The sequence below is a fragment of the Photorhabdus hainanensis genome (assembly GCF_018448965.1).
GTDB classification, from domain to species: Bacteria; Pseudomonadota; Gammaproteobacteria; order Enterobacterales; family Enterobacteriaceae; genus Photorhabdus; species Photorhabdus akhurstii.
Window position 1 is genome coordinate 19,667 of record NZ_RCWD01000014.1, and the last position, 14,062, is coordinate 33,728.

11 protein-coding genes are annotated in these 14,062 nt (G+C 36.8%); 8 read left to right on the forward strand and 3 right to left on the reverse strand.

The window, feature by feature from the left end; genetic code table 11:
* The first annotated feature begins 3 nt into the window (after positions 1-3).
* The 7 genes from EAE92_RS10535 to EAE92_RS10565 all read left to right on the forward strand — a co-directional run bounded on the left by EAE92_RS10535 (position 4) and on the right by EAE92_RS10565 (position 9,290).
* Positions 4-1,230, forward strand: coding sequence for a tail fiber protein (locus EAE92_RS10535; RefSeq protein WP_214068041.1), 1,227 nt, complete (start codon positions 4-6; stop codon positions 1,228-1,230).
* Between the two features lie 32 nt (positions 1,231-1,262).
* Positions 1,263-2,945: a contractile injection system tape measure protein gene (locus EAE92_RS10540; RefSeq protein WP_214068042.1), complete on the forward strand. Its 1,683-nt coding sequence runs from the start codon at positions 1,263-1,265 to the stop codon at positions 2,943-2,945.
* 9 nt (positions 2,946-2,954) lie between these two features.
* A complete protein-coding gene (locus EAE92_RS10545; protein WP_214068043.1) occupies positions 2,955-5,039 on the forward strand; it encodes an ATP-binding protein in 2,085 nt (694 codons plus the stop codon).
* A gap of 24 nt (positions 5,040-5,063) precedes the next feature.
* The gene (locus EAE92_RS10550) at positions 5,064-5,963 is read left to right on the forward strand and encodes a Pvc16 family protein (protein ID WP_214068044.1); all 900 of its coding nucleotides are present in this window, start codon (positions 5,064-5,066) and stop codon (positions 5,961-5,963) included.
* A 156-nt stretch (positions 5,964-6,119) separates the two neighbouring features.
* Positions 6,120-7,025 carry a cycle-inhibiting factor gene (locus tag EAE92_RS10555; RefSeq protein WP_214068045.1) on the forward strand — a complete coding sequence of 302 codons (906 nt, stop codon included), beginning with the start codon at positions 6,120-6,122 and terminating at the stop codon, positions 7,023-7,025.
* 138 nt (positions 7,026-7,163) lie between these two features.
* Complete coding sequence (locus EAE92_RS10560) at positions 7,164-8,183, forward strand: cytotoxic necrotizing factor Rho-activating domain-containing protein (protein WP_214068046.1); 1,020 nt, start codon at positions 7,164-7,166, stop codon at positions 8,181-8,183.
* A gap of 174 nt (positions 8,184-8,357) precedes the next feature.
* The gene (locus EAE92_RS10565) at positions 8,358-9,290 is read left to right on the forward strand and encodes a YwqJ-related putative deaminase (RefSeq protein ID WP_214068047.1); all 933 of its coding nucleotides are present in this window, start codon (positions 8,358-8,360) and stop codon (positions 9,288-9,290) included.
* 92 nt (positions 9,291-9,382) lie between these two features.
* Here the strand turns inward: EAE92_RS10565 and EAE92_RS10570 are convergent, their stop codons facing one another.
* Positions 9,383-10,219: a S1 family peptidase gene (locus tag EAE92_RS10570; RefSeq protein WP_214068048.1), complete on the reverse strand. Its 837-nt coding sequence runs from the start codon at positions 10,217-10,219 to the stop codon at positions 9,383-9,385.
* 750 nt (positions 10,220-10,969) lie between these two features.
* Here EAE92_RS10570 and EAE92_RS10575 point away from each other — a divergent pair.
* Entirely contained in the window at positions 10,970-11,317 is a 348-nt protein-coding gene (locus EAE92_RS10575) for a type II toxin-antitoxin system HicB family antitoxin (RefSeq protein ID WP_040148744.1), read from the forward strand.
* Positions 11,318-11,508: 191 nt separating this feature from the next.
* Here the strand turns inward: EAE92_RS10575 and EAE92_RS10580 are convergent, their stop codons facing one another.
* Together EAE92_RS10580 and denD are read right to left on the reverse strand one after the other, a co-directional pair.
* Positions 11,509-12,894 carry a GntP family permease gene (locus tag EAE92_RS10580; protein WP_214068049.1) on the reverse strand — a complete coding sequence of 462 codons (1,386 nt, stop codon included), beginning with the start codon at positions 12,892-12,894 and terminating at the stop codon, positions 11,509-11,511.
* 2 nt (positions 12,895-12,896) lie between these two features.
* Positions 12,897-13,862: a D-erythronate dehydrogenase gene (gene denD / locus EAE92_RS10585; protein ID WP_214068050.1), complete on the reverse strand. Its 966-nt coding sequence runs from the start codon at positions 13,860-13,862 to the stop codon at positions 12,897-12,899.
* Positions 13,863-14,062: the final 200 nt, after the last annotated feature.

Consider the following 14,062-nt stretch of genomic DNA (forward strand, 5'->3'; position numbering starts at 1 on the left):
AAAATGGAAAAGAATAACGATTTATCTAATGTAGAGATTAATCCAGAAAATAGTAATGATAAAATAGAAGACCTTTCCGCGGATGATTTAAAAAAACGCTTTAAAGCAGGGAGTATTCCATTACAGACTGATTATGAAAACTTGATTGATATTGCTGATATTGGTCGTAAAGCAATTGGAAAAGCCCCGCAACAAAATGGACCGGGAGCAGGATTGAAACTGGATGATAATGGTACACTTAATTTAAAAATGGGTACCATCGCCAATAACGGATTTTCTCCATTAATGTTAAAAGATGATATTTTATCTGTAGATCTTGGTAGTGGTCTGATTAATAAAGACAATGGAATATCTGTTGGTCAAGGTAATGGTATTGTTGTAGATACAGATAAAATATATGTAAAGGCCGCTAACGGTATTAAGGTTGAGGGTAGTGGTGTTTCAGTAAAATTCAATGATGGTATCAATGTTGATAATAAAGGTGTATCTGTAAAGACAAAAAATACAACTATCAAAGTTGAATCTACTGGGATATCTGTAGGAATTGGCTGGGGAGTAAAAGTAGGTGGTGAGGGATTAGATGTTCAAGCTAGTAATGGTATTAATGTTGATAAAAATGGTGTTTCAGTTAAAGCGGGTAATGGTATTAAGGTTGATGATAAAGGTGTCAGTATTGATCCTAACAAAGTACTCCCCAGAGGAATGATTGTGATGTTTTCTGGTAGTAGTGTTCCTGAGGGATGGGCATTGTGTGATGGTAAAAATGATACACCAAATTTGATCGATCGATTTATTTTAGGCGGGGATTTTTCTGGTGTTAAAGGGCAAAGTAATACTAAAGTTTCAGGACCTAAAGATGGTAAATCATTTAGTTTTAATTCTGATGAGGCTACATTAAATATCAATGGCAGAACAAATGAGAGATCGTTATCTATTGGTCAAATACCTAATCACAATCATCTTAGTGGAATAATAATTGACACAGAGATAATGGCCCAGCATGGTTATTATAAGATCGATTCAAACAAGAGAGCGGTAGCTTCTTCGAATAATACCAACAATAGATATCTCTATTACTCAACAGGGATGACCACATCTAAAGGTGTTGTAAATGGAAACAGTCCAGAGACACACAATCATGATATTGATGTGAAAAACACAGGCAAACATTCCCATAGTAATAAAATAACAGTTCCTTATTATATTCTTGCTTTCATTATGAAGCTTTAATTTGTTCATTAATCGTAAAGGGAGTGCTATTTATGACTTCGGAGCTAAATTTATTAAATCGAATTGCTATTACTATTGAAGCTAATAATCAACAGGTAGCTAAAAAAGTATTACGTAGTTCCATGCTTAATCAGATCAGTGTAAGTAAATTACTTAATCTATACTTTAATCAACATGCGACTAGTCAGGATATCTATTTAGATAAATTAACGCTGAATCTGGGTGAAATAAATTTTCATGATTTTAATTCATTATTTCCTATTAGGTTTAATATTGCAATAAATAAAGCATTGGATCAATATTGTAAAAATAATAAGGAAAAAATTATTACGGAGGGTTCAATAATATCCCAGAATACCGGTAAATCCTCTTTATTACATAGTAATGATTTATCTGATATTAAGGAATTTATCCAGTATTTATATCAAAAAGAGGTTAAATTAAATCCTGAAAAAGTAATAGCAGATAACAGAAATATTGATGTTAATACTAAAGTTTTAATTAATCAGTTAATGCGAATAGAGAAAAATTTAGCATTATTATTGGCAAAAAGTTGCTTATCTGAGCATGGCTTGCAGCGGCTTTTAGCTATCAGTCAACCAGATTTATTAACCGCGATTAATTGCAAATTATCAGAGAATATAGATAGATCTCAGCATCAAGGAAAGGTAGTTTCCTCTTGGCAATTGGTATTGAATGCATTGGGATATATACAGCGGCATAATATTCAGGAAATACCCAAATCAGATATGAAAGTGATATCATATATCATGGCTGAATTTGATAGCAGTATGCTTGATATTGTGCCTATTATTACGTTATTTCGCCAGAATATCGTCGCTGAAAATACCTTATTAAATAAATGGTTGAAACAGATTTGGAAAATAGAGTGGATTCCAAAATTGTGTAAGAAACACCTCTCTTTTCAGGAATATAAAATTTTAGTCAATCGTTTTGGTTGTGAAACACAGACTTCTAGAGAACAATCTTTACAGCAAATAGTTCCGGTTAATTCAATGATTACTGAGCTATTACAGAAATTATCTCCAGAGAATCGGGAAGATTTACTACAATTAAATCAGCATCAAACTTCTCAAGAACAACCAATATTATCAACACCAGATAATTTGCGCCATAAAGATAATAATTGTAATCAACCTCAACCTCAACCTCGGGCTATTAACCGGCCATATCCTGAATCAGATTTATCTTCTCCATATCAGGTAAGTAATGCTGGGATATTAATTTTATGGCCGATGTTACCTGCATTGTTTAATCAATTAGATCTACTTGAGGAGAAAAAATTTATTCATCGTCAAGCTCAATTTATGGCGATTGATTTCCTGGACTATCTTATTTGGGGGAGTGAAGAGGGGCAGGTAGAGAGAAAAATATTGAATAAAGTTTTATGCGGATTAACGATTGATGAAGAGATGCAATCAATCCCTATTGAACCAGAAGAACAGTTGATAATAGAACAGTGGTTGGATGCAATTATCGCTCAACTTCCGGGCTGGAAAAAACTGAGCCGAAATGATGCCCGCCAACTGTTTTTACAACGACCGGGTGAATTGCTGATAGATGAACAGGAAATAAAAATTACACTACAACATCAGCCATTTGATCTGTTATTAGCCGACTGGCCGTGGCCGTTAAATATCGCTAAACTTCCCTGGCTAAATCATCATTTACAGATTGACTGGCAAAATATTTAAAAGGTTTATATGAACTCTTTACTTAAAAATAGTCACTATGTGGTAGCTGAATTACATTGGATTTATCCCCATTTGGAACGTATCGATCTGTTATTACAGCGCTACTATTATCAAAAGAGGGAACGGTACGATTTATTACCGGAGAGTTTTTTACTTACTGAGGATAAGGTAGAAGAATATTTGGCACAACCGCAGGGTTTTCCTCATTGGCTATTTGAGGAAGGTGACATTATTATTCATCCGAAAACCGAAGAACACTTTACCTCTGATTTATTGTCTTTATTGATTGAACGTTTTGAACTCACAGAATTTGAGCATGATGCTTTATTACTCGGTTTATTGCCACATTTTGACAGCCGTTATCATGCATTATTTGCCGCTCTGAATGGTAACAGTAAAAAACAGTGGCCCAATTTTGCTTTAGCAATTGAATTATTTAGTCAACGCCAAAGTGACTGGCAATTCCTGCAAAACAGTTTTTTACCACACGCACCATTAATCAATAACCAATTATTACGGCTCAATAACCACGAAGAACCTATTTGGTTACAAACGCAATTTTTAACTCACAGCGCTGTCTGGCATTTTTTATCAGGACAACAGGTAATTTTGCCTCCCCTAATAACTTGTGCTTATTGGCATTATCCTGTTTCACGCCTTTGGTATCCGCCAACCCTTTGTCATTCACTTGAAAAGATATTATTGAAAGAAACTGATGAAATTCGTCCGCTGGTGATACTGAAAGGAAAACAGGGCAATGCCAGAGAATTAGCGGTCAGCAATATTATGGCGTTTCACAGAATCAGCACTTTAACCTTGAATTTAGCTCGATTACCAGAGGAAGAGAACTCAACTGTAATAGTTAATTTGTTAGCAGATGCAGTGAGAGAAGCACGGTTACATAATGCTTGTTTATTAATTCGCAATTTTTCTTTGCTTGCAGAGGAAAAGAAAATATTGAATAACGCATTATCCGTTTTATTGAGTCAACCAAGGTTACGGGTGGTTTGTTTAGTGGAACCGGGAGATACATTAATATGGATTAATTATCTGCCAATAGTGCAAATTAATATGCCGGTAGCTACGCTGGTGGATAAAGAGTCTATGTTGAAAGAATATTTACCGGATAATCCCGCTCAGAGGATTAATATTGCTCAATTGTGCCAGCGTTTCTCATTTACCGCAGAAACCTTGCCATTAATTCTAAAAGAAGCTTATCGATATCAAATATTACGGCAACCGGATGGTCAATTAGAGGAAATAGACTTACGTAAAGCATTAAGTTTCCGTGCTCAACAGAACTTAGGTAAACTGGCTAAACGAATAACGCCAACGCGTAATTTTAATGACTTAGTAGTTTCTGATGAATTAGCTCAACAATTGAAAGAAATTATCGCGGCAATTAATTACCGTGACCAGATTTTGAGTGCTGGATTTCAGGAGAAAATAGGCTATGGTACCGGTATTAGCGCACTATTTTACGGTGAATCGGGAACGGGTAAAACGATGGCCGCAGAAGTGATTGCCGGGCATCTTGGCGTTGATTTGATTAAAGTCGATCTCTCTACCGTGGTGAATAAATATATTGGCGAAACGGAAAAAAATATTGCTCGTATTTTCGACCTGGCTGAGATGGATTCCGGGGTACTGTTTTTCGATGAAGCCGATGCACTATTTGGCAAACGTAGTGAAACCAAGAATGCTCAGGACAGACATGCTAATATTGAAGTTTCTTATCTGTTACAACGGCTGGAGGATTATCCGGGATTGGTGATTTTAGCCACGAATAATCGTAGCCATCTGGATAGCGCTTTTAATCGCCGTTTTACCTTTATTACCCATTTTACTTATCCTGACGAAATATTACGTAAGAAAATGTGGCAAACTATTTGGCCTGAACAACTGAAATTATCCGACGAAATTGATTTTGCACATTTGGCTAAACGGGCTGATTTAACGGGAGCTAATATTAGAAATATTGCCTTATTGGCATCAATATTAGCCACAGAAAATAATAGTGAAAAAATTGAGCATCAGCATATAGAGCGGGCGGTTATTCTCGAATTAAATAAGAGTGGTAGACTGATTTTTTAAATGCTTATCAAGTTTGGAGTCGATATGAAAGATATCATTGAACCTAATAATGCTATAGTGGAAGTTAATAATGCATTAAAAGATATTTTATCTCAATATTTAAATAATATTGATATTCGTTTTGATTTGCCGGAGATAAATTCGATTCCATCGAAGCCGACAATAAGTATATTTCTCTATGATGTACATGAAGATTTGCAATTACGCTCTGCTGAACCAAAGCGTTATAACCCTGTGACTAATTTATTGTTACCGGGGTGGGTCAATATTAATTATAATTATTTAATTACTTACTGGCATTCGAATAAACCCTCAGTTGATGGCAGTAACCCGGATAGCCAACCTGATAATCAAGCTGCAAAAATAATGACCTCTGTTTTGAACGCATTGATTAATCATCGTCAATTACCCAAAATTCCTGGTGCTTACACCAGAGTCATTCCGCCGCAGGAGAATTTAAATAGCTTGGGTAATTTTTGGCAAGCTCTTGGTAATCGTCCAAGACTCTCTTTATTATATTCAGTTACCGCACCGGTAGAACTTCAAGATATTAAAAATACAATAGAGCCAGTTATGGAGATTTCCCATTTTGTAAATCAAAAATTGAATCCTACTAGTTCACAAATAAACCAAGCTTTGTTAGCGGAATTATGTACTGATTTAGGTGGTACAGAAGATGTGCGTTTGGCGCTAACTAAAGTGAATCTAATAACTAAACCAGTCTTATCGATTGTAGACAATAATGATAAGCAAGAAAATGAAAAAATTATTCTTGAGGTTTCAGGCATTACTTTTTCAATCTATTGTTCTGAAATAAAGGATATTCTTTCAAGATGGGTAAACAGCCGTAAAGCGGTTGTTAAGATAAATGGCATAGGTATTATTGTTGATAAAGTAGATTCTAATAAATTAATTAGCATTTAGAAATAATCACTTAATTAATTACCCATAATAAGATGGCGAGTAATAGAAGATAACAATATTTTTATTGATTGCTTTATATAAAAACATCTTGTTGTTAGTAGTGTCTTAATCTATATGTTACTTATTGCTTACTTATAACTCTTGGGTGATAATATTATGCTGATCAGCGATCTTGCAGAAAAAATTGAAACTCATGCCGGAAAAGATAGAGCATGTGAAAATATAGAAACGGGTAATCATCTGGAAATAGAGATTTCTACTGGTTTATCGAGAACAAAGGATAGAACAAAGTTAAAAAAACATAATATAAATGCCGTAAAATTGATAGATGACATTATCGCACTACATAATGATCCAAAAGGAAATAAATTACTTTGGAATGATAATTGGCAGGATAAAATCACTGATCGGGACTTGGTAACTATATTTAAGGCAATTGATGAAATTGTTTCTGAATTCGGTGGTATTGGATCCTATCAAGAAATCGTTGGGGTAAATCCTTATGATCCTACTGAGCCAGTTTGTGGTTTATCCGCCCAAAATATATTTAAATTGATGACTGAGGGGGAACACGCTGTTGATCCAGTAAAAGCGGCCCAGACAGGAAAAATAGATGGCAATGAATTTGCTAAAAGAGTTGATCAGCTCAATAGTACAAAAAATTATGTTGCATTAGTTAATGATCGTCGACTGGGGCATATGTTTTTAATTGATCTCCCATCCAATGATCAGGAAACAGTGGGATATATCTATCAATCAGATTTGGGAGAAGGGGCATTGCCTCCGCTTAAAATAGCAGATTGGTTAAATTCCAGAGGAAAAGATCCCGTTCATCCTAATAAATTAAAAACATTGTTAAGTCATGAGTTTAATCTATTATCTGATGATGAAAAGAGAGCATTAGTTTCAGAGACGCTTGATATACATAAAGATGCATCTAATGTTAAATTGGATAGAGTAAAGAGAGATCAAGGCGTGGATATTTATTTGACCGAATACGATGCTAATAGCTTTTATGAAAATATTGAAACATTAAAATCTAAACTTGATAACGATACTTGATAATTATGATAGAAAATTTAGTAAACCCGAATGAATTGTATTATTCAAATATTTATATTAGGATTGCGAAAATAATATTAGGTAAATCAAAATCTTAGATGTAATAAATTTAACCAATACAGTGGAGTGGGCCTATTAATGTTAAAACATGCTAATCCTCAAACAATATCCACACAACGTACTAGAAATAGTGCCACGCAGTCGCCATTATCGAGTTCTTCTGGTGGACATCTTGAGCTTTCAAATAATGAGATGGAGTCGGGGGAAGGTTATAAAAGCAGGCAAACCAAAGGATTGAAGCAATTTCTTGCGGATAGAAGCCTTAATAAGGGATATATTTCCCCGTTGAGGAATAAAGGGTTATTGGTGGGGAGTGAAGAGGCGCCAATTAACGTGCCCGTCATAGCCCATCGTTATGACAGTAATCGGGAACTTGCACAGGCAATGCCTTTGAGAAATAACGTCCCCCGTCAGGAAAATCCTTTTCATGATGTTGTAATGGGATTTCTTGGTGATCAAGTGACATCATCAGAATCGGGTTCAGGAGCGATAGGAGTACATTGGGGAAAAAATACGTTAGACCCCAATATTACCGGGATTAATGTGGTGAATGGCGCATCGGGAACCGTGGGGATTAGAATTGCTTTGAAGGATATTCAAGCGGGACATCCGGTTATTGTTACGTCTGGCGCATTGAGTGGTTGTACTATGATATATGCCGTGAAGGATGGCTATTTTTTTGCTTATCATACGGGACAGAGACCCGGAGATAATGAATGGAAAACAGGTCGGCAGGGTGTTGTTGCTACTTATGAGAGCCATAAAGCCCTTTCGCCGGACAGCGAGCCGATGACGGTTGGCGAACAGAATAACGATCTGGTGAATATATTTGCAAAGTATGATCAGAGTGTCATTACCTATATGGGTAAACCGGGCGTGGTGATTGATAATGAGGCAGAGAATGTTGGCGTTTTTAACTATGACGAAATGAAGCCTGAAAAACCTGCTATTAGGGCTGGTTATAGTTATGCGCTGTTGGCTAGAGATGATAAAGGAAAGATCAATGTCAAAGTATTGTCGGAAGATGCTACTGTTTCACCCGGCAAGAAAGGTAATACTATTGAGGTCATTAATTCGTTTAAAAAACGGTTGTTATAATATAGTAGGTTTGTTTAATGTTTTTTTATTTAAATCCAGCGATATTCTTTACTATCTGATTTGTCAGAAATTGATTGATTTATTTTGTAGTTAGAAAAAAAGCATGGCAATGTTGTTTGGCATAAAATAATAATATCAGGTATCACAAGTTCAGCCATTATAGAGAGCGTAGAAATGTTCAAGAATGATATTCGCGAAAAAGCAGTTACATCTGGTAAAAGCAAAACTTCGAATGAAGGGTTGTTGGACGCATTACATTTGGAATTACCTAATGTAAAAGCAGTTATGTCAGCTTATAAAAAACAGCTTCCTGAATTTGGTGATTTTAATAGAAAAACGCAATTAATTCTCAATGCTTCGCAAGAGTTTGGGCAATTGAAACCTGCAAAGCAGCGTAAATTCTCTAAACCGGGTTTAAAAAAGGAAGGTGTTTCTGATGGAAATTTCATTTATTCAAAAAAATCTCTGCAAGATTTCGCCGCTCATGCAGGATATGTGCATAATGGCGATTATGACGATGAATTTGTTAATTTTAAGGATAATGATAGAAATTTAGCGAATGGAAGATTATTCCCGGGTATTAGCTTGATTAAACGTCCGAAATTATCAATAGTAAAAGATAAAGAAGAATGGAAAATGCAACAAAGTGACGAGGCCGAAGCTTATAAGATTACTGATATTGAAGCCTTTATTTCAGGGATAAGAGAGATGTATGGTAAGGAAAACCCTTTGCACCCTGTAGTAGAATCTTTGATCAGAAATCATATTATTAATAATCAATATATATTACCGACGATGGCGGGTATTGCTGGTTTGCATGCAGAGGTACAAGCACTGAATAATTTATTGACTTTAGAAGATGAAAGGGCAGGGGAAGCTGTTGGGAGTCGGAAAATAGGGGAGTATATGCGGGATATGTTGCAATCATCTATTTTTACTCAGCGATTAACAACAAAACAAGCTGGAGATGATTTTGCCGCTTGTCATAACTGTTCGGGGATATTGTCATCACCGGTCAATGTTATTACAGGAAAAGTGCAAAGTGCAGGAAGTAATTTTTCATCAACATTATCTCGATATAAAAAATCGCAGGAATCACCAATATAAAATAAGATCTTTTTTATGCCTGAGTGTTTCACTTCTCAGGCATTTTATTTGCTTATTATTGGTTTTTTATGTGAATATTAGCTTAATAGGAATTAATTATTTTTCATAGTTTCGAGTATCCAATTATTGAAAAAACTGACCTTAGTAAACTGTTCTGCTGGTTTTAACAGTGAACGAGAGACTAATCCAGAAACTAAATAGTCGTTGTTATTTGTTTTAACCATTAATGGCCCGCCTGAATCTCCGCCGCCGACACCGCCATTTGGATTGCCAGAACAAATATTTATTTTGGGATCATAATTTGTATCAGGATATCCTGGGGGGACTTCGATACATTTCTTATCATCAAGAATATGTTCATTGGTTTTCATTAATATATCTGGAGTTAATACGCTTTCCGTCCTGCCAAAACCAATAACCGTTAATTCTGTACCAACGGGTAGTTCAATGTTTTCGTTTATTCCATTGAGTTTTGCAAATGCGTTACTATGAGTATCTCGGTTGAGCTTAATTAGCGCTATATCATATTGTCCTCGTTTTCGTGCTTCTTTTTTTGTTCCCGTTTTATGCTGAATATTCTCTGGCGATGTAAACCAGTTTGGATGAATAATTATTTTCTCAATATCAACTTTATCCTTATATATTGGTGTCGGTTTATATCTTTCTAATCCTACATAGATTGTGGATTTAATATTATCATCTTCAACACAGTGAGCTGCTGTTAAAACCCAACGTTTATTGATTAATATAGAGCCACAATGATGTCCTTCAATATTTCCATCTTTTGTATTAAGTGCCGAATAGAATGGGAATTCATTCGATGCGGCAGGCTCACCGTTTATTATCTCTATTTCTTCGGCGCTATATGCCATCGATGAGAATGATAGCGTGCTGATAAAAGCCATAATGAAAAGCAATTTTTCTTTCATAATGTAATCCTTGTATAATACGATGATAGAGATAAAATTCCATCGTATACTATATCAATACGGTCTGGCAGAATAACAATTATATGCATATTTATACCTCATTTATAGTTAATGGGTTTTTATTATTTAAAATTAAGTTAAATAAATATTTGTTATTGAGTAACTTGAGGTTTTACAATATGGATAAGATTGTTTTAATATTATTAACAAGCAAGTGTGGGTAATCTTATACCTTATTGTCTAATTGAATTGTGTTAAATGCACGGTTTATTTTTGGTAATTAAAGATATTATTGAAATTAATAGTATCAAGAAGAATATAAAAACATTAAATATATAATATTATATTGCAATTTTATTGAATGATATTATGAAGATATATAGTAATGATATCATTTAATCGATCTGAAGGATATTAACGCCATTTTGTTGCACAAGAAACTTGATTTACTTGATTTATGTAACTATCATTAGTTACATCCTTGAGAGAAAGGACGAATATGTAAGTAAAGCGGAGAAACTGATAAAAAAGTTTCTTAATAGCCAAAAGACTTTTGAATGGTCTGAACTTGTTGTGTTATTAAGTCTATTAAATTATGAGAAACAAGAAAAGCAAGGTTCAAAGGTACGATTCTTCAATCAATCAATCATTGATTCACACAATTTTAATGCACCGCCCTCATCCTGAAAATTACATTAAAGGTAGCACATTAAAAGCGGTGAAACAGATTCTAAAAGAAGTGGGGTTGATATGAAATATTTAAAATATAAAGGTTATTTAGGTACAATTGAATTTGATCTGGAAAACAATACTCTTTTTGGTAAATTGGAATATATCCGTGATTTAGTGACTTATGAAGCCAAAACAATTGCAGAATTGGAAAATGAATTTAAGATCTCAATTGATTTGTATTTGCAAGACTGCAAGGAATTAAATAAAAACCCTGATGTGCCATACAAAGGGGTTTTTAATGTTAGAGTTAATCCAGAATTGCATAGAAAAATTGCAGAATTAGCACTTGAAGAAGATGTGACGGTTAATGCTTTCGTGAATCAAGCGCTAGAAAATGAAGTCAGTAAACATCATGTAGGGTCTTAATAACCTTATCGGATTAATGACAAAGGTCTAGCCATCGGCTTAGGTCTTTGATCTAATAGAAGCACTGGAAAATGGATACCTCGATAATTGATAAATGAAATTTTATAATAGGTTATAGTATGATCAATGTATTAATTTAGCCTCTTAATTTTTAAAGAGGCTAAATGATAATTTTGCTAATGATTTGGTGTTTATAACACCAGATCCAGAATGATGACGCCACATAAGCCAATCGCCCATGCAATAGTGGTTGGTATTGACCAAACGATCATCTGTTGTTTGGCATCTTTGATTCCCATCATACGGTTAACGACCCAGAATAGGCTGTCATTAAAATAACCGAAGAATAACGATCCCATCGTTGCTGCTTGTGCGGCAACCAGCATGTTAATTCCCGGAATTTGACTAATAATTGGCGCGGAAATAGAAGCGGCGGTAATCATTGCCACAGTGCCGGAACCTTGAATTAAGCGAACCAGTGTCGCGATGATAAATGGAATCAATACCGGTGTTAGGGGGAGATTGGCGATATATTGCGCCAGAATGGTGCCGGTACCACTTTCACGCAGTACCGCTCCTAACGCGCCGCCCGCTCCTGTCACCAATAAAATAATACCGGCAGCTTGTAAACCCTCTTCCAGACGATCAATCACTTCATGTTTATTGACTTTTGGCATTAAGGTATAAACCGCCAACAATACACTGATGGCTAAGGCAATAACCGGTGCGCCAAGGAAATCAAATGTCTGGAAATAGAAGTTGTTTTCTTGTCCAGTAAAAGTTTCAGTGTTTAGTAGCAGGCCATTAATGGCTTTAATGAAGATCAAAACGATAGGGACAATAATCGGCAACAGGGAGAAAAATAGGCTCGGTAGCGGTTTGTCCGCCTTTTCTTCCATGTAGCGTTGGTGGATTGTTTGTAAATCTTGCGCTTCTTCTGCTTCATCAATGGGTTGAAACTCAGGATATTTTACTGCTAACCATTTGGCATAAAATACAATGCCAATAACGCAAGGCACCGCCAGAACCATACCGGTTAACATCATAGCGCCGACATCTACGCCAAAAATACCGGCAACCCCCAGTGGCCCCGGTGTTGGCGGAACAGTGTGGTGGGTAACAACCAATCCTCCGGCCAGCGCCACGCCAAGTGTTAGAAGATGACGTTTTCCCTTTTTCGCGAGTGCCTTTGCCAGTGGATAGAGAATAACAAAGGCAGAGTCGACGAAAATCGGAATACTGACAATATAGCCGGTGATCGCTAATGCCCACTCTTCGCGTTTTTTACCTAACCATTTGATAAAGCTGTAGGCTATCTGTTCCGCGGCGCCGGAAACTTCCAGCACTCGTCCCATCATGACTCCCAGACCGATAACAATGCCGATACTGCCCAGTGTGGAGCCAAAGCCTTTAGTCATAACATCAATGGTATTTGCTGCGGTTAAGCCACCAGATAGCCCGGCGATCGCCGCTGCGATGAGCATTGCTAATAAAGCATGAACACGGGTACGTAGTACCAGAAAGATCAACGCAAATACGGCTACACCCAGACCAATGACCGGAATGTAGAGTTCCATAATTAGCCTCCAGATAGGGACAAGTTATTGGTGATAAAAGCCCGGATTGCATCACTGAAAGTATTATCAGCATGAAAACCTAGTGATAAGCCACGACTGATATCGAAGTGACCCGGCCAACTGGCGACAATACGGTTAATGTTTTCGTCTGGCTCGAAGCGGATGAGTTTCACTGTTTTCTGCCCGGCAACTTCTGCCAGTGCGTCAATCATGCCCTGAACCGTGATACTTATACCCGGTAAATTAACTGTACGGGAAAGACCAAATTTTTCCGCCGGAATTTGAATCGCATGGATAAAGTTGCGGATTACGGTTTCAGGGCTGGAAAGCCATAAAGTAAGATCGCGGGAAACCGGGCAGATGCTGCTTTCTCCGCGCAGAGGTTCACGGATGATAGCACTGGCAAAAGAGGATGCCGCTTTGTTTGGTTTCCCGGGACGGATACTGATTGTTGGTAGACGGAGAACTCGGCCATCGACATATCCTTTGCGGGAGTAATCGTTAATCATCAATTCACACATGGCTTTCTGTGCGCCATAGGATGATTGAGGATTAACCGCACATTGTTCGGTAATGGTTGCGGGTAATTCTCCGCCGAATACGGCCAAAGAGCTGGTGAAAATAAATTTCAATTGTGGATTTTTGACCCGTGCAACGTTTAATAAGTTGCGAGTAGCATCAAAGTTAACTTGCAAACCGAGATCAAAATCGCTTTCAGCGTGGCTACTGACAATGGCAGCGAGATGGAATAGTACCGCACTGTTTTCATCGATCAGCTTTTCCGCGGCTCCTGATTGAGTTAAATCCAGTGCCAGACATTGGACGCGGGGATCGTTAACCGGTGATACAGGACATTGAATATCGGTCAATATGAGTTGGTCGAAATTTAATGTTTGATGGTTGTTTAGTAAAGCGTTGGTTAGTTGCTGACCCAGAAAGCCGGCTCCACCAGTGATGATTACTTTCATTGCGACTCTCCTTGTTTAATAGCTTTGGTTATATATACCCGTCATCTTTCAAGTTGCCTCTTTGTTGGCTGCACTCTCTCACCCCGGTCACATAGTTATCTATGCTCCCGGGGATTCGCTCCCTTGCCGCCGCGATGCATCTTGAAATCTTTAGGGTATACCCGTTATCTTTCAAGTTGCCTCTTTGTTGGCTGCACTCA

Bases quoted from the DNA above. Each gene is read 5' to 3' on its own strand.
- EAE92_RS10535 (WP_214068041.1), top strand. From the start codon at position 4: ATGGAAAAGAATAACGATTTATCTAATGTAGAGATTAATCCAGAAAAT.
- EAE92_RS10540 (WP_214068042.1), top strand. From the start codon at position 1,263: ATGACTTCGGAGCTAAATTTATTAAATCGAATTGCTATTACTATTGAA.
- EAE92_RS10545 (WP_214068043.1), top strand. From the start codon at position 2,955: ATGAACTCTTTACTTAAAAATAGTCACTATGTGGTAGCTGAATTACAT.
- EAE92_RS10550 (WP_214068044.1), top strand. From the start codon at position 5,064: ATGAAAGATATCATTGAACCTAATAATGCTATAGTGGAAGTTAATAAT.
- EAE92_RS10555 (WP_214068045.1), top strand. From the start codon at position 6,120: ATGCTGATCAGCGATCTTGCAGAAAAAATTGAAACTCATGCCGGAAAA.
- EAE92_RS10560 (WP_214068046.1), top strand. From the start codon at position 7,164: ATGTTAAAACATGCTAATCCTCAAACAATATCCACACAACGTACTAGA.
- EAE92_RS10565 (WP_214068047.1), top strand. From the start codon at position 8,358: ATGTTCAAGAATGATATTCGCGAAAAAGCAGTTACATCTGGTAAAAGC.
- EAE92_RS10570 (WP_214068048.1), bottom strand. From the start codon at position 10,219: ATGAAAGAAAAATTGCTTTTCATTATGGCTTTTATCAGCACGCTATCA.
- EAE92_RS10575 (WP_040148744.1), top strand. From the start codon at position 10,970: ATGAAATATTTAAAATATAAAGGTTATTTAGGTACAATTGAATTTGAT.
- EAE92_RS10580 (WP_214068049.1), bottom strand. From the start codon at position 12,894: ATGGAACTCTACATTCCGGTCATTGGTCTGGGTGTAGCCGTATTTGCG.
- denD (WP_214068050.1), bottom strand. From the start codon at position 13,862: ATGAAAGTAATCATCACTGGTGGAGCCGGCTTTCTGGGTCAGCAACTA.